Raw genomic sequence first — 23,998 nt, 5'->3', positions numbered from 1 at the left:
CACTGGATGCCAATCGGGCCAAAGGGGGCGTTTGGCGCCTGCGGACCCGTCAGGCGCTTCTGAGCAGTGGATACTAGTTTCCTCATAGTGGAAGTTCAATGGTTTGTTGATGTCGAGATTCTCTTGGTCGAGGCAAGGCGGCGCTCCGTGCCACGGCGCTCACTCGAGGTGGCCCAGGTCCGCTTCGGTGTCGATGTCGTACGGCCGCGCCACGTCCCCGCACTCCACGAGGGTGATCGCGGCCGCGTGCTCCTTCAGATAGGCGCGTGCCCCCCGGTCCCCGGTGGCACTCGCCGCGATGCCCGCCCAGTGGTCGGCGCCGAGCAGGACGGGGTGGCCGCGCACACCGTCGTACGCACCCGAGGCCAGCGACGTCTCGTCCCGGTAGGCGGCCAGGATCCGCGCCGCCGCCTCCGCCGTGATCCCCGGCTGGTCGACGAGCGAGACCAGCGCCGCCCGGGCGCCCGTACCGGAGAGCGACTCCAGCCCGGCCCGCAGCGAGGAGCCCATGCCCTGCTCCCAGTCCGCGTTGTCCACCAGGACACAGCCGTCGAGCCGGGCCTGCCGCCGTACGTCGTCCGCCCGGGCGCCGAGGACGACATGGACGCGCGCGCACCCGGCCGAGCGCAGGACCGCGACCGCGTGCTCCACCAGGGGCCGGCCCCGGTGGACCAGCAGTGCCTTGGGCCGCCCGCCGAGCCGCCGCCCGCCGCCGGCGGCCAGCACCAGCCCGGCGACCTCGTCATCTGTACGTGTCATGGGTCCTGCATACCTGACGGTCCGTCGGCCGCGCCGGGGAACGGGGGGCTGAATTTCGGTCCGCGCGCTGGCGCACCCCGCCCCGGGTGGCGTTTACTGGCCCGGGTCCGGGGACTGCGCACGACGGAGTGCGAGGGGGAGGACTGTGTTGCGGAGCTTGGAACAGACGCCGGTGACCGGGAGCGGAGAGGACCCCAGGGTGGCGGAACTGCGCGCCGCCGTGTCCCGCTTACGCCGCGAACTCGCCACCCACCCCGTCGAGTTCCCCGACCGCGCGATAGCCGAGGACGAACTCGCCGCCCTTGCCGCGATGGCCGCCCACGGCGTCCCCGAGCTCCCGCGGCTGCGCCGCTCCCTGCTGCTGATCGCCGGATCGATCGGCTCGGTCAGCGCCCTGGCCCGCGGCCTGTCGGAGGTCCGCGCCGCGGTGGACCTGTTCGGGCAGCAGCCGCCCGGCTGACGGCCCGCGCGGCACACACGTACACAACGGCACGGGCGCGGCCGCGTCCGCGCGCTCCACCGCCGGCGTGGGCGGCCGGCGCCCGCACGCTTCAGGGCCGCCCGGGTCGGGCCTGGGCCCCGGGTGGATCAGGCCGCCGCCCGGCCGGCTCAGCTCGTCGGGCCCGAGCTGGCCAGTGCCTGGGAGAGCTCCTTCGCCACCTGCTGGAGCACCGGGACGATCCGCTCCTTCGCGGCCTCGGTGACCCGGCCCGCCGGACCGGAGATGGAGATCGCCGCGGACGTGGGGGAGTCCGGGATGGTGACCGCGATGCAGCGGACCCCTATCTCCTGCTCGTTGTCGTCCATCGCGTAACCGAGCCGGCGTACGTCCTCCAGGGCCGCCAGGAAGCCGTCCGGAGTGGTGATCGTCTTCTCCGTGGCGGCGGGCATGCCGGTCCGGGAGAGCAGGGCGCGCACCTCGTCGTCCGGGGTGTGGGCGAGCAGCGCCTTGCCGACCCCCGTGGAGTGCGGCAGCACGCGCCGGCCGACCTCGGTGAACATGCGCATCGAGTGCTTGGACGGCACCTGCGCCACGTACACGATCTCGTCGCCGTCCAGCAGGGCCATGTTCGCCGTCTCACCGGTCTCGTCGACCAGGCGGGCGAGATAGGGGCGGGCCCAGGTGCCCAGCAGCCGTGAGGCGGACTCGCCCAGGCGGATCAGCCGGGGGCCGAGCGCATACCGCCGGTTCGGCTGCTGACGGACGTATCCGCAGGCCACGAGGGTCCGCATCAGGCGGTGGATGGTGGGCAGCGGCAGTCCGCTGCTCGCGGAGAGCTCACTGAGACCGACCTCGCCGCCCGAGTCGGCCATCCGCTCCAGCAGATCGAAGGCGCGCTCGAGGGACTGGACGCCACCGCTGGCGGAGGACTTGGCGGAGTCGGTGGTGCTGGCGCTGGACGTCGGCACGGCGCGTTCCTTTCGAGGCGGGCAGGAAGGGCCAAAGCCTACCCGGGGCACGGTTGACTCCCTGCCTGTACGGAACTACGTTCTGTCTATCGGAATTCTAATTCCGCGTTGTGGAAACGTCCAGACTGCAACGCGGTGAGCCGCTGTTCAGCAGTGTGCCCCCTTGACGGGGTGAAGGCGGGAGTGAAGACTCCTTCAACAGAACGTTGAAATGCGTTACGTGGGCGTCCATCCGCGTACATCCAGTTTCCGTTCCACGGAAGCACACAGTGGCAGAGAGGGGTCCGGGTGTCCGACGCTGAACTGGTGCTGCGCTCGACGCGCGTCATCACGCCCGAGGGGACGCGCGCCGCGTCGGTCGCGGTCGCCGACGGCACCATCACGGCCGTACTGCCCCACGACGCGGACGTGCCCGCCGGAGCCCGCCTGGAGGACCTCGGCGACGACGCCCTGCTGCCCGGCCTGGTCGACACCCATGTGCACGTCAACGACCCCGGCCGCACCGAGTGGGAGGGCTTCTGGACAGCCACGCGAGCGGCGGCGGCCGGCGGCATCACCACCCTCATCGACATGCCGCTCAACTCCCTGCCCCCCACCACCACGGTGGACAACCTGCGCGTCAAGCAGGACGTGGCCCGCGACAAGGCGCACATCGACGTCGGCTTCTGGGGCGGCGCCCTGCCCGGCAACGTCAAGGACCTGCGCCCGCTGCACGACGCCGGCGTCTTCGGCTTCAAGGCGTTCCTGTCCCCCTCGGGCGTGGACGAGTTCCCGCATCTGAGCCAGGACCAGCTGGCCGGCTCGCTCGCCGAGATATCCGGCTTCGGGGGCCTGCTGATCGTGCACGCCGAGGACCCGCACCACCTGGACGCCGCGCCGCAGCACGGCGGCCCCAGGTACGCCGACTTCCTCGCCTCCCGTCCGCGCGACGCCGAGGACACCGCCGTCGCCGCCCTGATCGCGCAGGCCAGGCGGCTGAACGCACGCGTCCACGTGCTGCACCTGTCCTCCGGCGACGCCCTGCCGCTGATCGCCGAGGCCAGGGCGGAGGGCGTGCGGATCACGGTCGAGACCTGCCCGCACTACCTGACCCTGACCGCCGAGGAGGTCCCGGACGGGGCCAGCGAGTTCAAGTGCTGCCCGCCCATCCGCGAGGCCGCCAACCAGGACCTGCTCTGGCAGGCGCTGGCCGACGGCACCATCGACTGCGTGGTCACCGACCACTCGCCCTCCACCGCCGACCTGAAGACCGACGACTTCGCCACCGCCTGGGGCGGCATCTCCTCGCTGCAGCTGAGCCTGTCCGCCGTGTGGACCGAGGCGCGCAGGCGCGGTCACGGCCTGGAGGACGTGGTGCGCTGGATGTCGGAGCGGACCGCGCGACTGGTCGGCCTCGACGCCCGCAAGGGCGCCGTCGCACCCGGCCGTGACGCCGATTTCGCGGTGTTCGCGCCCGAGGAGACGTTCACCGTGGATCCGGCGGCCCTCCAGCACCGCAACCGCGTCACGGCGTACGCGGGCAGGACCCTCAGCGGCGTCGTGAAGTCCACCTGGCTGCGTGGCGAGCGGATCGTGGCGGACGGCGAGTTCACCGAGCCGAAGGGCCGCCTCCTCGGCCGGGCCTGACCGGGCCTGACCGGGTTTGACCGGGCCTCCCGACCCACCCGCACCGGCCCACCACCGAACCGAAAGGAAGAACTGATCACCGTGACGGCGCTGCATCAATCCAGTTGGGCGAGCTTCACCGGCGACGCGAACCCCTACGGAGGCGGTGACCCGTACGCGGACTACCGCACCGCCGACTTCCCCTTCACCCAGTACGCCAACCTCGCCGACCGGCAGCTCGGCGCCGGTGTCGTCGCCGCCAACGACGAGTTCTTCGCCCAGCGCGAGAACCTGCTGGTGCCCGAGCGCGCCGAGTTCGACCCCGAGCACTTCGGGCACAAGGGCAAGATCATGGACGGCTGGGAGACCCGGCGGCGGCGCGGTGCCTCCGCCGACCACCCCTGGCCCATCGAGGACGACCACGACTGGGCGCTGATCCGGCTCGGCGCGCCGGGCGTCGTGCGCGGCATCGTCGTCGACACGGCCCACTTCCGCGGCAACTACCCGCAGGCGGTGTCCGTCGAGGGCACCTCGGTGCCCGGCTCCCCGTCGCCGGAGGAGCTGCTGGCCGACGACGTCAAGTGGGCGACGCTGGTCCCGCGCACCGCCGTCGGCGGCCACGCGGCCAACGGCTTCGCGGTCGACGTCGAGCAGCGCTTCACCCACCTGCGCGTCAAGCAGCACCCCGATGGCGGCATCGCCCGGCTGCGGGTGTACGGCGAGGTGGTCCCGGACCCGAAGTGGCTCGCGGCGCTCGGCACCTTCGACGTGGTCGCCCTGGAGAACGGCGGCCGGGTCGAGGACGCCTCCGACCTCTTCTACTCACCGGCCACCAACACCATCCAGCCGGGCCGCTCCCGCAAGATGGACGACGGCTGGGAGACCCGGCGCCGCCGCGACCGGGGCAACGACTGGATCCGCTACCGGCTGGCCGCCCAGTCGGAGATCCGTGCCCTCGAGATCGACACCGCCTGCCTCAAGGGCAACAGCGCGGGCTGGGCGTCGGTGTCGGTGAAGGACGGCGAGAACGGCGAGTGGACGGAGATCCTCCCGCGCACCCGCCTCCAGCCCGACACCAACCACCGCTTCGTGCTGCCCACGCCCACCGTCGGCACGCACGCGCGCGTGGACATCTTCCCGGACGGAGGCATCTCCCGCCTGCGTCTCTTCGGCACCCTGACACAGCAGGGCGCAACCCACCTCACGGCCCACCACCAGGAACTGGGTGGCTGACCCCCCCGCCACCACGGACCGACGGGCCTACGGCCACCGGCCCGCCCCCCGGGCCGACTGCCCCTGCCGGCCCCGGGCCGGCCCGGAGGTTCGGGGCCCCACCGAACTCGCGGGGCGCGCCGGCCTGACAGCACCGGCGTGCCCCGCGATGGCCGCCGTCGCGTCAGGCGGCGTGGCCGCCGTCCACCGCGAACTCGGTTCCGGTGACGTAGGCCGCCTCGGCGCTCGCCAGGTACGCCACCGTGGACGCCACCTCGGCGGGGGTGCCGAAGCGGCCCAGGGCCGTCATTTGCGCCTGGCCGGACGCGTAGGGGCCGTCGGCGGGGTTCATGTCGGTGTCGATCGGACCGGGGTGGACGATGTTCGCCGTGATCCCGCGCGGCCCGAGTTCCCGGGCGAGCGCCTTGGTCAGGCCGATCAGGGCCGCCTTGCTCGTCGCGTAGAGGGTCCCGCCGGGCCCGGGGACGCGCTGGGTCATGCAGGTGCCGATGGTGACGATCCGGCCGCCGTGCCCCATGCGGGAAGCAGCCGCCTGGCAGGCCAGGAACACCGCGCGCACGTTGACGGCGAGCACCTGGTCGACATCGGCGAGCGTCAGGGACTCCACCGGCCCGAGCAGCCCGACCCCCGCGTTGTTCACCAGCACGTCGAGTCCGCCCAGCTCGTCCACCGTACGGCCCACGGCCCCCGCCGCCTCCCGCGGGTCGGCCGCGTCCGCCCGCAGGGCCACCGCCCGCCGCCCGAGCCCCTCGACGGCCCGTACGACCTCCGCCGCCGCCTCCTTTGCGTTCACATAGGTGACCGCCACGTCGTGGCCCTCGCGAGCGAGGCGTACCGCCGTCGCCGCGCCGATGCCACGGCTGCCGCCGGTCACAAGAGCCACCTTGCCGTTCGTCTGCGCTGAAGAAGTCATGCCCCCATCCCAGCGGCCGGGCGGCGCGGACGCTGGCGGCCAACGGACACCGACGTCGGCCGGCCGGCCGGACCCGCTCCGGAACCACCGATGAGTTGCGGGCCGGTGGGGCCTGACCTCATGACAGGCGACGGACCGCACCCCGAAAGACCTCGCCGGCAGGTCACCGAGATCAAGGAGCGCACCGACGGCGAACTCCAGGTCCACGGCAGCGGCGCCCTCGCCCGTTCCCTGCCGGCGCAGGACCTCGTCGACACCGTGCCCATCCAGTCGTACGACCTCGCGGGCCGTCCCCGCTATCGAACGCTTGCCCAGTGCTCCAACCTTCAGGGTGGAGGTGTAGGGCATCCTGCCCGTAGCGGCCCGAAGGGGCGCAGGGACATGGCTAAGATCGCCTTGTCCGACGACGGAGTTGTCGGACCTACCGCCGGACGGGCGGGAAGTCAGGCCTGCGGAGGCCGTGTAAGACCGACCCTCACCGGTCGGCGGTGGCCTGGGAAACAGGAACCCCAGGTGGTACCGCCAAGCGGTACGGACCAGAATCTCCTGCCTCGGGCAGGAGAGGGCGTCAAGGCTCCTACGAGCTCCCGGAGGACACCTGACCGGTCGGGCCGGGCGGCGTGCGGCGCGCCCGCGGCCCGGCGCTCACTTGTGGAGGTGATGTGACGGTGCCGGGCCGCAGGTGAACTACCCGCCACTTCACCGGACTTGCCGGGACCGCGACCGGTCGGGCAGGCGGGGAGCGGGGCGGGCCGCGAGCGGTCAGGGATGAAGCACGACGCGCCGGCCGTGCAGGTCGCCCCGCTCCAGGCGGCGGTGGACGTCCGCCGCCTCGCTCATGGGGCGGTGCTCGACCGACCGGGGCCGCAGGCCGCCCGCCGCGAGCAGCTCGTTGAGCGCGGCCGCCGCCTCGGCGAGTTCCGCCACCGTCGCGTGGGAGATGACGAAACCGCGCAGCGACCCGTGCTTCGTGTACAGCGGGCCGACCGGCAGGACCGGCTCGGCCCTGGGACCGGCCATGAGGACGATACGCCCGCGTCGCGCGAGCAGGCCGACGGCGGCCCCGAGGTCGTGGTGGCCGGAGGTGTCGACATGGACGTCCACCCCGTCGGGCGCCAGCGCCGCCAGCCGCTCGGTGAGGCCGGCGGCTCGGTAGTCCAGGACCTCCGCCGCCCCCAGGGACCGTACGTGGACGTGGTCACGCGGCGCCGCCGTCGCGAGCACCCGCGCCCCCGCCCGCGCCGCGAGCTCCACCAGCGCGCTGCCCACATTGCCGCCCGCCCCGCCGACCAGCACCGTCTCGCCCGGACGCAGCCCGCCGTGGGTGTGGAGGGCCAGATGGGCGGTGGCGGCGGGATGGAACACGGCCACCGCCTCCTCCGGGCGTACGCCGGCCGGCAGCCGGTACAGGCGGTCGGAGGGCACCACGGCCTGCTCGGCGGTCGCCCCCTGCCGCCCGTCGTGGCCGAGACTGTCGCACCACACCGTCTCGCCCACGGCGAAGCCGCACCCGGGTGAGGCGACGGTGCCCACGAGATCGCGCCCGATGACGAAGGGCAGGGGGATCGGCGTACGGAACACCCCCGAACGGACGAAGGCGTCCACCGGATTGACCGTGGTCACCAGCACGTCCACCAGCACCTCGCCGGGACCCGGCACGGGTGCGGGCAGTTCGCCCCAGCGGATGACGTCGGGTGAACCCAGTCGCTCGATGTACGCGGCACGCATGACCGATCATTCTCCCACCGGGCCGGCGGGCGCGCGTCCGGCGACGGCGGGCCGGTGTGGCCGGCGCGTCGGCGGTTTGGTCGGGTGGGGCCCATGACCGCGATCCGACTGCTCCTCGTGGATGACGACCCGCTGGTGAGGGCGGGGCTGTCCCTCATGCTGGGGGTGCCGAGGACATCGAGATCGTCGGCGACCCGAGATCGTCGAGGCGGTGCGCCGGGTCGCGGCGGGCGACCCGGCGCTCTCGCCGACCGTCACCCGCCGGCTGATACGGCACGCGGCCGGCGGCGCGGCCCACGACCGGCGCACCCGCGCGCGCGAACGCCTCGCCGCCCTCAACGAGCGGGAACGGGAGGTCGCCGTCCGTGTCGGCCGGGTCTGGCCAACGCGCAGATCGCCGCGGAACCGTACATGAGCGTCGCCACCGTCAAGACCCACGTCTCGCGCATCCTGGCCGAGCTTGACCTCGACAACCGGGTCCAGATGGCGCTGCTCGCCCACGACGCCGGGCTCCTCGACGAAGACGACCGGGCCTGGGAGCCCAGGGCATCCGGGCCCAGGGGCATCCGGGCCCGGCGGCATCGGGGTCCAGCGGCATCGGGGTCCGGGGCACTTCGGGGACACCTCATGCGTTGACGTGTCAGGGGGGAGCCTTTCGTGCTCCGTGGGGAGTTTCGTGCTCCGGAGGGAGCGGTGATGGCGGACGTGATCGACCTGACCGAGTACGGAGAGGCGTTCCGAGAGGACCCGCACCCGGTCTACGCGCGACTGCGCGAACTCGGCCCGGTCCACCGGGTGCGGCTGCCACCGCCCGAGGGCTACGACACCTGGCTCGTCGTCGGACACGAGGAGGCGCGCGCCGCCCTGGCCGACACGAGGCTGGTGAAGGACATCGGCGCGGTGGACGCGGCGTTCCTGGAGGAGCAGGTGATCGGCAAGCACCTGCTGATCACCGACCCGCCGCAGCACACGCGGCTGCGCTCGCTCGTGACCCGGGCGTTCACCGCGCGCAGGGTCGAGGCACTGCGGTCCCGGGTACAGCAGATCACCGACGAACTGCTGGACGCGATGCTGCCGCGCGGCCGCGCCGACCTCGTGGAGGACTTCGCGTACCCGCTGCCGATCACCGTCATCTGCGAGCTCCTCGGTGTGCCCGAGATCGACCGGGCCGCGTTCCGCGAGATGTCGAACGAGGTGGTCGCGCCGACCAGCGCGGAGACGAACGCACAGGCCGTGGACCGGCTCGGCGCCTATCTCACCGAGCTGATCGAGGACAAGCGGTGCGCCGGCCCGGCCGGCGACCTGCTCAGCGAGCTGATCCGGACCACCGCCGAGGACGGTGACCGGCTCTCGGCCGGGGAGCTGCGCGGCATGGCCTTCCTGCTGCTGATCGCCGGCCACGAGACCACGGTCAACCTCATCACCAACAGCGTGTACGCGCTGCTCACCCACCCCGACCAGCTCGCCGCACTGCGCGCCGACCTCGATCTCGTCGACGAGGCCGTCGAGGAGACGCTGCGCCACGAGGGCCCGGTGGAGAACGCCACGTTCCGGTACGCGGCGCGACCGCTGCGGATCGCGGGCACCGCCATCGCGCCGGGCGATCCGGTGATGATCGGTCTCGCTGCGGCCGACCGGGACGCCGGACGCTTCCCCGCCCCGGACCGCTTCGACATCCACCGCGACACCCGCGGCCACCTCGCCTTCGGCCACGGCATGCACTACTGCCTCGGCGCCCCTTTGGCGCGCCTGGAGGCCCGCACCGCCCTGCGCACCCTGCTGCACCGCGCCCCCGGCCTCGCCCTCGACGGCCCGCCGGGCGAGTGGCTGCCCGGCATGCTGATCCGCGGCCTGCGAAGCCTCCCGGTCCGCTGGTGACCACAGCGGACCGGCCTGCACCGGCACGGACCGGCCTGCACCGGCACGGACCGGCCTCCACGGGCACGGACCGGCCTGCACCGGCACGGACCGGCCTGCACCGGCACGACCGGCCTCCACGGGCGCGGACCGGCCTCGAACGGCGTGGCAGGCCCGGCGTCCACCACCGTGGACCGCGGCCCGCCCCGTGGCGGCGCGTGCTGGTCCGGCCGTCACCCGGTTCCGGTCGTGGCCCGTGTGCCTCCCGGGATCTCCGCGAGGGCGACCGGCCGGTGTGCGCGGCGCGAGAGTTCGCAGGCCTCGGCGATGCGCAGGGCCTGGAGTGCCTCGCGTCCGTCGCACGGGTTGGGCCGCTCGCCGAGCACCAGTTCGACGAAGGCGCACAGCTCGGCCTCGTAGGCCGGGCCGAAGCGCTCCAGGAAACCGGTCCACGGCTTGTCCGCGGCCGGCGGCCCGGTCGGCTCGGTGGAGGCGATGGGCGTGCGGTCGTCGAGGCCGACCACGATCTGGTCCAGCTCCCCGGCCAGCTCCATGCGGACGTCGTAGCCCGCGCCGTTCAGCCGGGTCGCCGTGGCCGTGGCGAGGGTGCCGTCGTCGAGGGTCAGCACCGCCGCGCCCGTGTCGATGTCGCCCGCCTCCCGGAACATCGCGGGCCCGGCGTCGGACCCGGTCGCGTACACGTCGACGACCTCACGCCCCGTCACCCAGCGCAGCACGTCGAAGTCGTGGATCAGCGTGTCCCGGAACAGCCCGCCGGACAGCGGCAGCCACGCCGCGGGCGGCGGCGCCTGGTCCGAGGTCAGCGCGCGGACGGTGTGCAGCCGGCCGAGCCGGCCCGAGCGCACCGCCGCGCGGGCGCCGGCGTAGCCCGCGTCGAAGCGCCGCTGGAAGCCCATCTGGAGGATCGTGCCGGCCGCCTCCACCTCGGCGAGCGCGTGCAGCGTGCCCGGCAGGTCCAGGGCGATCGGCTTCTCGCAGAACACGGGCAGTCCCGAGCGTGCCGCCCGGCCGATCAGTTCCGCGTGCGCCGAGGTGGCCGTGGTGATCACCACGGCGTCCACGCCCCAGGTGAAGATCTCGTCCACCCCGGGCGCCGCCGTCTCGCCCAGCCGGTGGGCCAGTGCCTGCGCCCGCGCCGGGTCGGCGTCCGTGAGGATCAGTGAGCCGACCTCGCGATGACGGCTGAGCGTGTTCGCATGGACGGTGCCGATGCGGCCCGTACCGATGACCCCGATGCGCATGGAAACAAAGTGGGGGCGGACCCGGGCACCTGTCAATCTCCATGTCCGGACAATCTGACTACACGACTTCCCGTCAACCGGCCACGGGGCTACGCTCGGGCCGTGCCGAAACCAGTCGTGGACCCTACCGCCCCGCTCGACCTCCGTGTGGACCGGAGCTCGCCGGTGCCGTTGTACTTCCAGCTGGCGCAGCAGCTGGAGGCGGCGATCGAGCGCGGCGCCCTCACCCCCGGCAGCCTGCTGGGCAACGAGATCGAGCTCGCCGCGCGGCTCGGCCTGTCCCGGCCCACCGTCCGCCAGGCCATCCAGTCGCTCGTCGACAAGGGGCTGCTGGTGCGCCGCCGTGGTGTCGGCACCCAGGTCGTGCACAGCCAGGTCAAGCGGCCGCTGGAGCTGAGCAGTCTCTACGACGATCTGGAGGCGGCCGGTCAGCGGCCGGCGACCACGGTCCTGGTCAACACGGTCGTCCCGGCCTCCGCCGAGGTCGCAGCGGCCCTCGGCGTGGCCGAGGACGGCGACGTGCACCGCATCGAACGGCTGCGGCTCGCGCACGGCGAGCCGATGGCGTACCTGGTCAACCACCTCCCCCTCGGCCTGCTCGACCTGGACACCGGACAGCTGGAGGCCACCGGCCTGTACCGGCTGATGCGCTCCGCCGGGATCACCCTCCACAGCGCCCGCCAGTCCATCGGTGCCCGGGCCGCCACCCGCGACGAGGCCGAGCGCCTCGGCGAGGAGGAGGGCGCCGCCCTGCTCACCATGCAGCGCACCACGTTCGACGACACCGGCCGCGCCGTGGAGTTCGGCACCCACACCTACCGGCCCTCCCGCTACTCCTTCGAGTTCCAGCTGCTCGTACGGCCCTGAGCGGCCCCCGGTACCGCCCCTCCCGCAGGCCTGGATTTCCCGCCTCCCACATGCGTGGCCGCGTCGTGATGTCCGGACAATGTGACCCTGGCCTGCTCCCCGGCCGTCCGTCCCGCCGTGCCCGTGTTCGATAATGGGATGTTCGGGGCTGATGGGATTGCCGTCAGCCCCGTGCGTACGTTCGAACACGGCAAGAAGGGCACGGCCTCGTGGCACGATTTCCAACCTGGGTAGGCATCGCGCTGGCAGGGGCACTGTCGCTGTCCCTCGCGGGATGCAGCAGCACCGGCGGCAAACGGGCGGAGGACGCCCGCAAGGCCGCGGCGGCCCAGGGAAGGGCGGCGGTGAACACTCCCCGCTGGACCTTCGCGATGATCACCCACTCCGGTGACGGCGACACCTTCTGGGACATCGTGCAGAGCGGTGCCAAGCAGGCCGCCGTCAAGGACAACATCAACTTCCTGTACTCGCACGACGACGAGGCCCAGCAGCAGGCACAGCTCGTCGACGCGGCCGTGGACAAGAAGGTCGACGGCATCATCGTCACGCTGGCCAAGCCCGACGCGCTGAAGGCGGCCGTGGCCCGCGCCGAGAAGGCGGGCATCCCGGTCGTCACGGTGAACTCCGGCTCGGCTCAGTCCAAGGCGTTCGGCGCGCTCACCCACGTCGGCCAGGACGAGACCGTGGCCGGCGAGGCCGTGGGCGAGGAGCTGACCAAGCGCGGGAAGAAGAGGGCCCTGTGCGTCCTGCACGAGCAGGGCAACGTCGGCCACGAGCAGCGCTGCGCCGGTGTGGCGAAGACGTTCGCCGGCAAGGTCGAGAACCTCTACGTCAACGGCACCGACATGCCGGACGTGCAGTCCGCGATCGAGGCCAAGCTCCAGGCCGACAAGTCCGTCGACGCGGTCGTCACCCTCGGCGCCCCGTACGCGGACACCGCCGTGAAGGCGAAGGCGGACGCGGGCAGCACGGCGGAGATCGACACCTTCGACCTCAACGCCAAGGTCGCCGCCGAGCTCAGGGACGGCACGCTCGGCTTCGCCGTCGACCAGCAGCCGTACCTCCAGGGCTACCAGGCCGTCGACCTGCTGTGGCTGTACAAGTACAACGGCGACGTCCTCGGCGGCGGCAGGCCCGTGCTCACCGGCCCGCAGATCGTCACCAAGGACCAGGCGGCCGCGCTGGAGGAGTACGCGAAGCGGGGCACCCGATGAGCGCGACCATGGAACGAACCGCTGACGAAAGGATTCTGCAGGGTTCTCCGCTGCGGAAGCTGCTCTCCCGCCCCGAACTGGGCTCGCTCGTCGGCGCACTCGCCGTCTTCGTCGTCTTCGCCTTCGCCGCGGACGGCTTCCTGCGGGCCTCCAGCCTCAGCACCGTCCTGTACGCGTCCTCCACGATCGGCATCATGGCGGTCCCGGTCGCCCTGCTGATGATCGGCGGCGAGTTCGACCTGTCCGCGGGCGTGATGGTGACCTCCTCGGCGCTGATCTCGTCGATGTTCAGCTACCAGATGACGGCGAACACCTGGGTCGGCGTGGGCGTATCGCTCCTGGTGACCCTCGCGGTCGGCGCGTTCAACGGCTTCATGCTGACCCGCACCAAGCTGCCCAGCTTCATCATCACGCTGGGCACCTTCCTGATGCTGACCGGCATGAACCTCGGCTTCACCAAGCTGATCGACGGCACGGTCTCCACCAAGACCATCGCCGACATGGAGGGCTTCCCGAGCGCCCACGCAGTCTTCGCCTCGACCCTGACGATCGGCGGTGTCGACGTCAAGGTCACCATCTTGTGGTGGCTGGGCCTGGTCGCCCTCGCCTCCTGGATCCTGCTGCGCACCCGCGCCGGCAACTGGATCTTCGCGGTGGGCGGCAACCAGGACGCGGCCCGCGCGGTCGGGGTACCGGTCGCCAGGACCAAGATCGCCCTCTACGTGGGCGTGGCCTTCGGCGCCTGGATCTCCGGCCAGCACCTGCTGTTCTCCTTCGACGCCGTCCAGTCCGGCGAGGGCGTCGGCAACGAACTGATCTACATCATCGCCGCCGTCATCGGCGGCTGTCTGATCACCGGCGGCCACGGAAGCGCCGTCGGCTCGGCGGTCGGCGCGCTCCTGTTCGGCATGACCAGCAAGGGCATCGTCTTCGCCGAGTGGAACCCCGACTGGTTCAAGTTCTTCCTGGGAGCGATGCTGCTCCTCGCGACCCTGCTGAACGCCTGGGTCCGCAAGCGCGCGGAGGCGACGACGACATGACCGAGACCACCGGGCGCACGCCGGAGGCCGCCAAGCGCACGCCGGGGACCACCGGGCGCACACCAGGAACCCCCGAGCGCACGCCGCTGATCGAGCTGACCGACGTCAGCAAGCACTACGGCACCGTTCGCGCCCTCCAGGGCGTCTCCATGGAGGTCCACGCGGGCGAGATCACCTGCGTCCTCGGCGACAACGGCGCCGGCAAGTCGACACTGATCAAGACGATCGCCGGCCTGCACCAGCACGACGACGGCACCCTGCGCATCGAGGGCGAGGAGACCCGCCTCGCCTCCCCGCGCGACGCCCTGGACCGCGGTATCGCCACGGTCTACCAGGACCTGGCGGTCGTCCCCCTGATGCCGGTCTGGCGCAACTTCTTCCTCGGCTCCGAGCCCCGCAAGGGCGCGGGCCCGTTCAAGCGCCTCGACATCGACCTCATGCGCCGCACCACCCGCGAGGCGCTGCTCCGCATGGGCATCGACCTCAGGGACGTCGACCAGCCCATCGGCACGCTGTCGGGCGGCGAACGCCAGTGCGTGGCGATCGCCCGGGCGGTCCACTTCGGGGCGAAGGTCCTGATCCTGGACGAGCCGACGGCGGCGCTCGGCGTGAAGCAGTCCGGCGTGGTCCTGAAGTACGTGGCCGCCGCCCGGGACCAGGGCCTCGGTGTCGTTCTCATCACGCACAACCCGCACCACGCGTACCTCGTGGGGAACCGCTTCGTGCTGCTGAAGCGGGGCACGATGGTGGGCCGCCACACACGGGAAGAGATCACCCTGGAGGAGCTGACCCGTCAGATGGCGGGCGGCAGCGAGCTCGACGACCTCCGTCACGAGCTGGAGAAAAGCACCCCGTAGGGCGCGGCGGGGACCCGCCCGTACGGCCTCCACGCGCGCGCGTGCGAGCCGTACGCGGCACCCGCCCCCCGGTGCCCCCTACGACACCCTTACCGGCGGTGCGGCAGAATCGAGGCCGATGAGCACCTACCGCGACCTCACCGCCCCCATCGGCTCCCGCCGCGCCACCGTGCTGCGCACGGTCGGCACCCGGGAGCGCCGCTCGCACCTGACCGCACCCCGGGTGCCCACGGTCGGGATCGACATCGGCGGCACCAAGGTGATGGCGGGCGTCGTCGACGCCGACGGCAACATCCTGGAGAGGCTCCGCACGGAGACCCCGGACAAGTCCAAGAGCCCGAAGGTCGTCGAGGACACCATCGTCGAGCTGGTCCTGGACCTGTCCGACCGGCACGACGTGCACGCGGTCGGCATCGGCGCGGCCGGCTGGGTCGACGCCGACCGCAACCGCGTGCTGTTCGCCCCCCACCTGTCCTGGCGCAACGAGCCGCTGCGCGACCGCCTCTCCGAACGCCTGTCGGTGCCGGTCCTGGTCGACAACGACGCCAACGCCGCCGCCTGGGCCGAGTGGCGCTTCGGCGCCGGCCGCGGCGAGGATCACCTCGTCATGATCACGCTGGGCACCGGCATCGGCGGCGCGATCCTTGAGGACGGCCAGGTCAAGCGGGGCAAGTACGGCGTCGCCGGCGAGTTCGGGCACATGCAGGTCGTGCCCGGCGGCCACCGCTGCCCCTGCGGCAACCGCGGCTGCTGGGAGCAGTACAGCTCCGGCAACGCACTGGTGCGCGAGGCGCGCGAACTGGCCGCGGCCGACTCCCCGGTGGCCTACGGGATCATCGAGCACGTCAAGGGCTCCATCTCCGACATCACCGGCCCGATGATCACCGAGCTGGCCCGCGAGGGCGACGCCATGTGCACCGAGCTGCTGGAGGACATCGGCCAGTGGCTCGGCGTCGGCATCGCCAACCTGGCCGCCGCCCTCGACCCGTCCTGCTTCGTCATCGGCGGCGGCGTCTCCGCGGCCGACGACCTGCTGATCGGCCCGGCCCGGGACGCCTTCAAACGTCACCTCACCGGCCGCGGCTACCGGCCCGAGGCCCGCATCGTGCGCGCCCAGCTCGGCCCCGAGGCCGGCATGGTCGGCGCCGCCGACCTCGCCCGGCTCGTCGCCCGCCGCTTCCGGCGCGCCAAGCGGCGCCGCGTGGAGCGCTACGAGCGCTACGAGCGGTACGCCGAGGCCCGGCGGGCGGCCCGGGAGGCACTGTGACGATGTCGCTGCCACGCCAGGCGACGCCCCCGGACGCACCACCGCCCCGGCCGGCCGAGGACCGCCGGCACCGCAACCGCCGCCGGGCCCTCACCCTGCTGATCATCGTGCTGCTGATCGGCGTGCCGGCCGGCTATCTGGTGATCTCCGCCAACCAGAGCCGCGACAGCGGCAAGGACAAGGAGGCCAAGTACGCGGCGACCGGCCTCACCCCCACCTACCCCGCCAAGGTGCAGCGCCGCCTCTACCAGGTGCCGATCCCGCACCCCGCCGACCGGGTCGCCTCCTACGAGACGAACAACTGGAAGACCAGCCGTCTCTACGTCCAGTTCCGCACCACCCAGGCCGGCCTCGACACGTACCTCGACGCCATGGGTGTGAACCGGAACGACCTGAGGAAGGGCGCGATCACCATCAGCGCCCGCGACCAGAAGATCAGCGGCTGGAAGTTCACCGGCCCCGGCCCCTGGTGGGGCCTGAGCCACCACCAGAAGAACCCCGCCCCCACCCAGGACGTCGTCGTGAACCTCTCCAACCCGGTTCTGCCGATGGTCTACGTCGTCTCCCGCACCGTCCCCTGACGCCGCGTCCTCCAGCGGCCCTGCGGGCCGGAGCCGGAGCCGATTGTCAGACCCCGCCCGTAGAGTCGAAGACGACCGACTCGACCGGTGAGGGGGAGGTGACAGGACGTATGAGCGACATGGCCGTGGCCGAGACGGCCGGCACGGCCGACCACGTGTCCGTGCGGCTGGCCGCCGTCTTCCTGCCCGCACCCCTGCCGCGCGAGGGCCGCGTCGCCTTCTGGGACCCGGCCGGCGAGGTGTGGCAGGACGAGCGGCCGCCCGGCGCCCCTGTCGCGCGCACCGAGCTCACGGTCGTAGGACCGCACGGGCGGGGCGTCCGCCGCAGGACGGCACCCGCCCTCACCCTGCCGGTCGACGCGGCCCTGCCCCACCTGGTGCGTGCCCGGCACGATCCGGCGGCCCACCCCGCCACCGCCTGCTGGGGAGCGGCCGCGCTGCACGCGCTGCGGCTCACCGCCCGCGGACGGATGCTGCCCGGCCTGACCGCCACCGGGCACGACGCCTGGCGCGCGGGCCCCCTCGACCCGGACGACATCGCGCACCTGCGCGCTATCGCAGCCGCCCTGCCGTACGAGGGCCACGCCGTGCCACTGCCCGGCACCGGCCCGCTCCGGCTGCCGGAACCCGAGGCGCTGCTGCGCGCCTTCCTCGACGCCGTCGCCGACACCCTGCCCCGGACCCCCGCCGCGCCTCACACCTCCGGCAGGCCCTTCGCCGACCGCCGGCCGCAGCACCTGCCGGCCGCCCGCGACTGGGCGGCCGAGGTCGCCGCCGGCATGGACGCCGGGGTGCGGATCTCACTGCGCCTGGACCTGTCGGCGTACGACCTGTTCGACGGCGACGGCGACGGCGACGGCGGCGACGGCCGTCACGGCGGTGACGGTGGGACGGCGCGCCGGGCGGGCGCGGCGATCGTCCAGGTGCACAGCCTCGCCGACCCCACCCTCGTCGCCGACGCGGCGGCCCTGTGGGCCGGGGAGGCCGACGCGTCCTTCGGCCCGCGCGCACGGGTGGACGCCGCCCTCGCCGTGCGCCGCGCGGCGCGCGTCTGGCCCCCGCTGGACCGGCTCGGCGAGCAGGAGGTCCCCGACGTCCTCGCCCTGTCCGAGGACGAGGTGAGCGAACTCCTCGGCGTGGCCGCGACCCGGCTCGCGGCGGCCGGCGTCGCGGTGCACTGGCCGCGCGACCTGGCCCAGGACCTCGCCGCCACCGCCGTGGTGCGACCCGCACCGGGCTCCGCGACCGACGGCACCGGCTTCTTCGAGTCCGAGCAGCTGCTGAGCTTCCGCTGGCAACTGGCACTCGGCGGCGACCCGCTCACCGAGTCCGAGATGGACGTGCTCGCCGAGGCCCACCGCCCGGTCGTACGGCTGCGGGACAGCTGGGTCCTCGTCGACCCGGCCCTCGTCCGCAAGGCCCGCAAGCGCGATCTGGGCCTGCTCGACCCGGTCGACGCGCTCTCCGTCGCCCTCACCGGCGCCGCGGAGGTCGACGGCGAGACGGTCGAGGCGGTGCCGGTGGGCGCGCTCGCGGCCCTGCGGGACCGCATCACGGCCGGCGTACGGCCGGCCGAACCGCCACCCGGACTCGCCGCCACCCTGCGCGACTACCAGCTGCGCGGCCTGGCCTGGCTCGACCTCATGACCTCCCTCGGCCTCGGCGGCTGCCTCGCCGACGACATGGGTCTCGGCAAGACGGTCACCGTCATCGCCCTGCACCTCAAGCGGCCGCACCGCGCACCCACCCTCGTGGTCTGCCCGGCCTCCCTGCTGGGCAACTGGCAGCGGGAGATCACCCGGTTCGCGCCCGGCGTCCCCGTCCGCCGCTTCCACGGCCCCGACCGCACCCTGGACGACCTGGGCGGCGGTTTCGTGCTCACCACGTACGGCACCATGCGATCGGCGGTGCCCCGGCTGGCCGAGCAGGAGTGGGGGATGGTCGTCGCGGACGAGGCCCAGCACGTCAAGAACCCCTACTCGGCGACCGCGAAGGCCCTGCGCACGATCCCGTCACCCGCGCGCGTGGCCCTCACCGGCACCCCCGTCGAGAACAACCTCTCCGAACTGTGGGCCCTGCTCGACTGGACCACCCCCGGACTCCTGGGCCCCCTGAAGTCCTTCCGCGCCCGGCACGCGCGCGCGGTGGAGAACGGCGAGGACGAGCAGGCGGTGGAGCGGCTGGCCCGCCTGGTCCGGCCCTTCCTGCTGCGCCGCAGGAAGTCCGACCCCGGCATCGTCCCCGAGCTGCCGCCCAAGACCGAGACCGACCACCCGGTCCCGCTCACCCGCGAACAGGCCGCGCTGTACGAGGCGGTGGTGCGCGAGTCGATGCTCGCCATCGAGACCGCCGAGGGCATCGCCCGCCGGGGCCTGGTGCTCAAGCTGCTGACCTCGCTCAAGCAGATCTGCGACCACCCGGCGCTCTACCTGAAGGAGGAGCACCCGCGCGGCGGAGACCGCCTGGCCGCACGCTCGGGCAAACTCGCCCTGCTGGACGAGCTGCTCGACACCCTGCTCGCCGAGGACGGCTCGGCCCTGGTCTTCACCCAGTACGTCGGCATGGCCCGCCTGATCACGACCCACCTCGCCGCCCGCGCGGTCCCCGTCGACCTCCTCCACGGCGGTACGCCGGTCCCGGAGCGCGAGCGCATGGTCGACCGGTTCCAGGAGGGCGCGACCCCGGTCCTCGTCCTGTCCCTGAAGGCGGCCGGAACCGGCCTGAACCTCACCCGCGCGGGCCATGTCGTCCACTTCGACCGCTGGTGGAACCCGGCGGTCGAGGAGCAGGCCACCGACCGCGCCTACCGCATCGGCCAGACCCAGCCCGTCCAGGTGCACCGCCTGATCACCGAGGGCACCGTCGAGGACCGTATCGCCGAGATGCTCGCCGCCAAGCGCGCCCTGGCCGACGCGATCCTCGGCACCGGCGAGTCGGCCCTGACCGAGCTGACCGACCGCGAGCTGTCCGACCTGGTGTCGCTGCGGAGGGAGGGCTGATGAACCCACGACCCGCCGACGCGGCACGCCGAGCCCTCCGAGCGGCCAGGCAACAGCGGCCGACCCCGGCACAGGGCCCGGACGACCCCCGAATGCCCGAGTCCCACGAGACCCCCCGGCCGGAACAGCCGGAACAGCCGGAACAGCCGGAACAGCCGGAACAGCGGGCCGCTGACGCCGACCGTCCGGAGCAGAAGGGCACCGGCGGCGGTGGCGACCGGCCGGGTGATGCGGCCCGTGAGGCTCTGCGTGCCGCGGTTTCCGCCCGGCGCGGCGCCGGTCGCGGGCCCGGCGGGCCGGAGGGGATGACGGCGGAGCCCTCCGAGGGCGACAGAGCACTCCACCCCGAGGCCGGCGAGGTCGGCGGGTCGGAGCGGCCGGAGCGGCCGGCCGCTGACGCCGACCGTCCGGAGCAGAAGGGCACCGGCGGCGGTGGCGACCGGCCGGGTGATGCGGCCCGTGAGGCTCTGCGTGCCGCGGTTTCCGCCCGGCGCGGCGCCGGTCCCGGGCCCGGCGGGCCGGAGGGGATGACGGCGGCGTCCTCCGGGGACAACAGCCCACCCCACCGCGACCCTGGCGAGTCTCCCGGGTCGGAGCGGCCGGGTGATGCGGCCCGTGAGGCTCTGCGTGCCGCGGTTTCCGCCCGGCGCGGCGCCGGCCCCGAGTCCGGTGGGTCGGAGCGGACGGCGGTGAAGTCCTCCGGGGGCACCACCGCACCCCACGCACCCCACCCCGTTCCCCGCACCATGGCCTCCCCCCGGCGGGACGGTGATGTGCGGCGGACCTTTCCGGCCTCGCCCGTCCGGACGGCGGGGGAGTCCGGCTTCGCCGGGACCTGGTGGGGCGAGGCGTGGCTGGACGCGCTGGAGAAGGGCGCCCTCCACGCGGCGCGGCTGGCCCGAGGGCGGGGTTACGCGGAGCAGGGGCACGTGGACGCCATCACCGTGACCCCGGGCCTCGTCCTGGCGTACGTACGGGGGAGCCGCCCGCGGCCGTACCGGGTCCAGGTTCGGGTGCGGACGCTGGACGACGCCGACTGGGACCGGTTCCTGGACGCGGCCGCCGAGCGTCCGGGGCACATCGCAGCGCTTCTGGACAAGGAGATGCCCCAGTCCCTGGCCGACTGCGGCGTCCCGCTGCTCCCCGGCCCCGGCGACCTCTCCCCGCACTGCAGCTGCCCCGATCGCGGCCACCCCTGCAAACACGCGGCGGCCGTGTGCTACCAGACCGCACGCCTGCTGGACGCCGACCCGTTCGTCCTGCTGCTGCTCCGCGGCCGGGGCGAGCGTGAGCTGCTGGACGCCCTGTCCCGGCTGAGCGCCGCCCGCTCCGCCCGAGCCGCGCGCGAGCGCGTCCCCGAGCCGTTGCCGGGAGTGCGCGCCGGTGACGCCCTCGCCCCCCGCCGGCTGCCGCCCCTGCCCGCTCCGCCGCCGCCACCTGCGCACCCCGAGCCGCCCCCGGTGTATCCGGCGGCGCCGGGCGGCCCGGACCCGTTCGCCCTGGACCAGCTCGCGACCGACGCCGCCGCCCGCGCCCACGCGCTGCTCACCACCGGGCGGGACCCCGTCGGCGGTCTGACGCTGTGGCAGGACGCGGTACGGCTCGCCGCGGCCCGCCCCGGTTCCGGGCTGACCGCGGCCACCCGCACCCTGTACTCCTCCCTCGCCTCCGTCACCGGCCGCACCCCGGCCGACCTGGCACGCGCGGTGGCCGCCTGGCGGCAGGGCGGCCCGGAAGGACTCGCCGTCCTGGAGGAGCCCTGGGATCCGCCGGCCGGCCGCTTCGACCGGGCCCGTCCGCTGCTCCTCGCTGCCGACCTGCCCGCCTTCCGCCCCTCGCGCAACCGGCTCACCCACCCCCACGGTCACCTCCAGCTCCGCCTGGGCCGGGACGGCCTGTGGTACGCGTACGAGTCGGAGCCCGGCCGCGACGACTGGTGGCCCCGCGGCACCCCCGACCTGGACCCGGTCGGCGCGCTGACGGGCCTCGTCGCTCCCGGCGACCTCTGAAGGCCCGCGCCGTCCCGCGCCGGCGTTTCGAAAATTTCGAGCTACGTGCGATTCGATCGAGAGCGCCAGTGAGTCGCGCCCTCGCTCATGAGCGCTTTAGGCGCCACAGCCCTGGCCGCCGTGGCCGCCCTGGCCGGCTCGGTCCTGCACGACGCCCGACCCGTCGGTGCGGTGGTGGCCGCCGCGCCGGCCGCCTCCGGCGTGGAGGACGACGGCGCCGACTGCCCGGTGCCCGGCACGGGCTCCACGCCCTCCGGATCGCTGCTTCCCGACCCGTTCACCGAACTGGACGGCACCCTCACGTGCACCAGCCCCTGACGCGGGTGGCCCGACGACCCGACAGCGCCGAAAGGACGGCCCGTCCCCTCCCCGGGGGCGGGCCGTGTCCGTGCGGAGCGGGCCCCCACCACCCCGCTGACCTCGGCCTTCGACGGTCGAAGTATCGGACGTGCGTGGGCTGTTGACACCCATCGGCGGCTTCCTATCATCAATGCCTGTCCGGATATGCGACCGACGTTCGAAATGCCGAATGAGTGTGTCATGCTCATGACTAGCGCTGGCTGATCAATCCGACCAAGGACTCGGAGCACCCGGCGGTGGGACGCCGCCGACCACAACCCCACCCCACTCATCCTCAGGAGACAAACCATGACCGTGACTTCGAGCCGCTTACGGCGCATCGGACCACTCGCCCTGCTCACGCTGGCCCTGACACTGGCACTGGCCGGGCTCGGCGGTCAGGCGTCCGCCGGCAGCAGCGCCGCGGCCGCCGGCTCGCTCCCCTGCGACCTGTACGCCTCCGGCGGCACCCCATGCGTGGCCGCGCACAGCACGACCCGCGCGCTGTACTCGGCGTACAACGGCCGTCTCTACCAGGTCAAGCGCGCCTCGGACGGCGCGGCCCGGGACATCGGCGTGCTCAGCACCGGCGGTTACGCCGACGCCGCCGCCCAGGACGCGTTCTGCGCGGGAACGAGCTGCCTCATCACCGTCGTCTACGACCAGTCAGGCCGCGGCAACCACCTCACCCAGGCACCGCCCGGAGGGTTCTCGGGCCCCGCCGCGGGCGGGTACGACAACCTCGCGGAAGCGGCGGCCGCGCCGGTCACCGTGGGCGGCCACAAGGCGTACGGCGTCTTCATCGCCCCCGGCACCGGTTACCGCAACAACAACACCAACGGCATCGCCACCGGGGACCAGCCGGAAGGCATGTACGCGATCCTCGACGGCACCCACTACAACGGCGGTTGCTGCTTCGACTACGGCAACGCCGAGATCAGCGGCCGCGACACCGGCAACGGCCACATGGAGACCATCTACTTCGGCAACAGCAAGACCTGGGGCTACGGCACCGGCAACGGCCCCTGGGTCATGGCCGACCTCGAGAACGGCCTGTTCTCCGGGGTCAACCGCGGCTACAACGCGGGCGACCCGAGCGTCAGCCACCGGTTCCTCACCGCCGCCGTCAAGGGCGGGCCGAACCAGTGGGCGATCCGGGCCGGCAACGCACAGTCCGGGGGCCTGTCCACCTACTACAGCGGACCGCGCCCCAACGTCTCCGGCTACAACCCGATGCACAAGGAAGGGGCCATCATCCTCGGCATCGGCGGCGACAACAGCAACGGCTCCGCCGGCACCTTCTACGAAGGCGTCATGACGTCCGGATACCCCTCGGACGCGACCGAGAACGCCGTGCAGGCCGACATCAACGCGGCCGGCTACGCGCCGTCCTCCACGGCGAGCCGGCTCACGGTGGGCTCCAGGGTCTCGCTGCGGGCCACCACGTCCTGCTGCACCACCGAGTACCTCCGCCACGACAGCGCCGACAGCAACGCCGCCATCGCGACGGTCTCCTCGTCCAGTTCCTCCGCCGACAAGTCCGCCGCCACCTGGACCGTACGCGCCGGCCTGGGCGACACCTCCTGCGTCTCCTTCGAGTCCGCCGACAAACCGGGCCAGTACCTGCGGCACTACGACTTCCGGCTGCGCATCGACAGCAACGACGGCAGTGCGCTCTTCCGGCAGGACGCCACCTTCTGCCCACAGGCCAGTCACGACGGCCAGGGCATCTCGCTCCGCTCCGCCAACTACCCCAGCGACTTCGTACGCCATTACAACCACGCGGCCTACGTCGCGAGCGACGGCGGCTCCCACGACTGGGACGCCACCGCGTTCTGGGCCGACGACACCAGCTGGGTCGTCACCTCCCCCTGGGCCTGACACCCGCCACGGAGCGCGGCTTTCCCGCGCGGGCTCCTTCGACGCCGTGGAACCGGCCGGCATGATCGCGAAGCGTCGGAGAGCTGCACGCGGGAACGGGCGGGGGCGTCGTCGTCACGGTCGGGCCGACGAGGCGGGCGGAGGGCAGGACGTCGATGCCGAGTTCTCGTCGACCTC

At 73.2% G+C, this 23,998-nt stretch carries 19 protein-coding genes and 2 pseudogenes; 16 read left to right on the top strand and 5 right to left on the bottom strand.

Features of this window, described 5'->3' with window-relative positions:
* Positions 1 to 159 precede the first annotated feature (159 nt).
* A complete protein-coding gene (locus R2S09_RS10390) occupies positions 160 to 759 on the bottom strand; it encodes a nucleotidyltransferase family protein (RefSeq protein WP_306184121.1) in 600 nt (199 codons plus the stop codon).
* 145 nt (positions 760 to 904) lie between these two features.
* On the opposite strand from R2S09_RS10390, the gene R2S09_RS10385 reads away from it, so the two are divergent.
* Positions 905 to 1,219: a DUF5955 family protein gene (locus R2S09_RS10385; protein WP_306184119.1), complete on the top strand. Its 315-nt coding sequence runs from the start codon at positions 905 to 907 to the stop codon at positions 1,217 to 1,219.
* Positions 1,220 to 1,368: 149 nt separating this feature from the next.
* Here R2S09_RS10385 and R2S09_RS10380 read toward each other — a convergent pair whose 3' ends face one another.
* Positions 1,369 to 2,169 (bottom strand): IclR family transcriptional regulator, encoded by an 801-nt coding sequence (locus R2S09_RS10380; RefSeq protein ID WP_306184117.1) that lies wholly within the window; start codon positions 2,167 to 2,169, stop codon positions 1,369 to 1,371.
* Positions 2,170 to 2,457: 288 nt separating this feature from the next.
* On the opposite strand from R2S09_RS10380, the gene allB reads away from it, so the two are divergent.
* Together allB and alc are read left to right on the top strand one after the other, a co-directional pair.
* Complete coding sequence (gene allB, locus R2S09_RS10375) at positions 2,458 to 3,795, top strand: allantoinase AllB (protein WP_306184115.1); 1,338 nt, start codon at positions 2,458 to 2,460, stop codon at positions 3,793 to 3,795.
* Positions 3,796 to 3,867: 72 nt separating this feature from the next.
* Positions 3,868 to 5,007: an allantoicase gene (gene alc, locus R2S09_RS10370; RefSeq protein ID WP_399143937.1), complete on the top strand. Its 1,140-nt coding sequence runs from the start codon at positions 3,868 to 3,870 to the stop codon at positions 5,005 to 5,007.
* Between the two features lie 163 nt (positions 5,008 to 5,170).
* On the opposite strand, the gene R2S09_RS10365 is transcribed toward alc, so the two are convergent.
* Positions 5,171 to 5,920: a 3-oxoacyl-ACP reductase family protein gene (locus tag R2S09_RS10365; protein ID WP_316740532.1), complete on the bottom strand. Its 750-nt coding sequence runs from the start codon at positions 5,918 to 5,920 to the stop codon at positions 5,171 to 5,173.
* A 156-nt stretch (positions 5,921 to 6,076) separates the two neighbouring features.
* On the opposite strand from R2S09_RS10365, the pseudogene R2S09_RS10360 reads away from it, so the two are divergent.
* Positions 6,077 to 6,226: pseudogene (locus tag R2S09_RS10360) on the top strand (dihydrofolate reductase); the annotation flags it as partial.
* A gap of 456 nt (positions 6,227 to 6,682) precedes the next feature.
* On the opposite strand, the gene R2S09_RS10355 reads toward R2S09_RS10360, so the two are convergent.
* On the bottom strand, positions 6,683 to 7,648 hold the full coding sequence (locus tag R2S09_RS10355; RefSeq protein WP_316740531.1) for an NADPH:quinone reductase: 966 nt from the start codon (positions 7,646 to 7,648) through the stop codon (positions 6,683 to 6,685).
* Positions 7,649 to 7,741: 93 nt separating this feature from the next.
* Between R2S09_RS10355 and R2S09_RS10350 the strand changes: the two are divergent.
* Both R2S09_RS10350 and R2S09_RS10345 read left to right on the top strand, forming a co-directional pair.
* Positions 7,742 to 8,176: pseudogene (locus tag R2S09_RS10350) on the top strand (response regulator transcription factor); the annotation flags it as partial.
* Positions 8,177 to 8,344: 168 nt separating this feature from the next.
* The gene (locus tag R2S09_RS10345) at positions 8,345 to 9,526 is read left to right on the top strand and encodes a cytochrome P450 (protein ID WP_306184106.1); all 1,182 of its coding nucleotides are present in this window, start codon (positions 8,345 to 8,347) and stop codon (positions 9,524 to 9,526) included.
* Between the two features lie 212 nt (positions 9,527 to 9,738).
* Here R2S09_RS10345 and R2S09_RS10340 read toward each other — a convergent pair whose 3' ends face one another.
* A complete protein-coding gene (locus tag R2S09_RS10340; protein WP_316740529.1) occupies positions 9,739 to 10,767 on the bottom strand; it encodes a Gfo/Idh/MocA family oxidoreductase in 1,029 nt (342 codons plus the stop codon).
* A 117-nt stretch (positions 10,768 to 10,884) separates the two neighbouring features.
* Between R2S09_RS10340 and R2S09_RS10335 the strand changes: the two genes are divergently transcribed.
* The 10 genes from R2S09_RS10335 to R2S09_RS10290 all read left to right on the top strand — a co-directional run bounded on the left by R2S09_RS10335 (position 10,885) and on the right by R2S09_RS10290 (position 23,821).
* A complete protein-coding gene (locus R2S09_RS10335) occupies positions 10,885 to 11,634 on the top strand; it encodes a GntR family transcriptional regulator (RefSeq protein WP_316740729.1) in 750 nt (249 codons plus the stop codon).
* 209 nt (positions 11,635 to 11,843) lie between these two features.
* Positions 11,844 to 12,848 (top strand): sugar ABC transporter substrate-binding protein, encoded by a 1,005-nt coding sequence (locus tag R2S09_RS10330; RefSeq protein ID WP_306184103.1) that lies wholly within the window; start codon positions 11,844 to 11,846, stop codon positions 12,846 to 12,848.
* Between the two features lie 8 nt (positions 12,849 to 12,856).
* A complete protein-coding gene (locus R2S09_RS10325; RefSeq protein WP_399143934.1) occupies positions 12,857 to 13,888 on the top strand; it encodes an ABC transporter permease in 1,032 nt (343 codons plus the stop codon).
* Positions 13,885 to 14,745, top strand: coding sequence for an ATP-binding cassette domain-containing protein (locus R2S09_RS10320; protein WP_316740526.1), 861 nt, complete (start codon positions 13,885 to 13,887; stop codon positions 14,743 to 14,745). Before R2S09_RS10325 ends, R2S09_RS10320 begins: the two co-directional genes overlap by 4 nt.
* 118 nt (positions 14,746 to 14,863) lie before the next feature.
* Entirely contained in the window at positions 14,864 to 16,012 is a 1,149-nt protein-coding gene (locus R2S09_RS10315; RefSeq protein WP_306184098.1) for an ROK family glucokinase, read from the top strand.
* Positions 16,009 to 16,593 carry a sugar kinase gene (locus R2S09_RS10310; RefSeq protein ID WP_316740524.1) on the top strand — a complete coding sequence of 195 codons (585 nt, stop codon included), beginning with the start codon at positions 16,009 to 16,011 and terminating at the stop codon, positions 16,591 to 16,593. The genes R2S09_RS10315 and R2S09_RS10310 overlap by 4 nt, the downstream gene beginning before the upstream one ends.
* Positions 16,594 to 16,703: 110 nt before the next feature.
* Positions 16,704 to 19,592, top strand: coding sequence for a DEAD/DEAH box helicase (locus R2S09_RS10305; RefSeq protein WP_316740522.1), 2,889 nt, complete (start codon positions 16,704 to 16,706; stop codon positions 19,590 to 19,592).
* Positions 19,592 to 21,601 carry an SWIM zinc finger family protein gene (locus R2S09_RS10300; RefSeq protein WP_316740521.1) on the top strand — a complete coding sequence of 670 codons (2,010 nt, stop codon included), beginning with the start codon at positions 19,592 to 19,594 and terminating at the stop codon, positions 21,599 to 21,601. The genes R2S09_RS10305 and R2S09_RS10300 overlap by 1 nt, the downstream gene beginning before the upstream one ends.
* Positions 21,602 to 21,688: 87 nt before the next feature.
* On the top strand, positions 21,689 to 21,919 hold the full coding sequence (locus tag R2S09_RS10295) for a hypothetical protein (protein ID WP_316740519.1): 231 nt from the start codon (positions 21,689 to 21,691) through the stop codon (positions 21,917 to 21,919).
* Positions 21,920 to 22,249: 330 nt separating this feature from the next.
* A complete protein-coding gene (locus tag R2S09_RS10290) occupies positions 22,250 to 23,821 on the top strand; it encodes an alpha-L-arabinofuranosidase B (protein WP_316740518.1) in 1,572 nt (523 codons plus the stop codon).
* Positions 23,822 to 23,998 lie beyond the last annotated feature (177 nt).

This window comes from Streptomyces sp. MK7 (assembly GCF_032658145.1).
GTDB lineage: Bacteria > Actinomycetota > Actinomycetes > Streptomycetales > Streptomycetaceae > Streptomyces > Streptomyces spiralis.
This window is presented reverse-complemented; position numbering and strand designations above follow the sequence as displayed.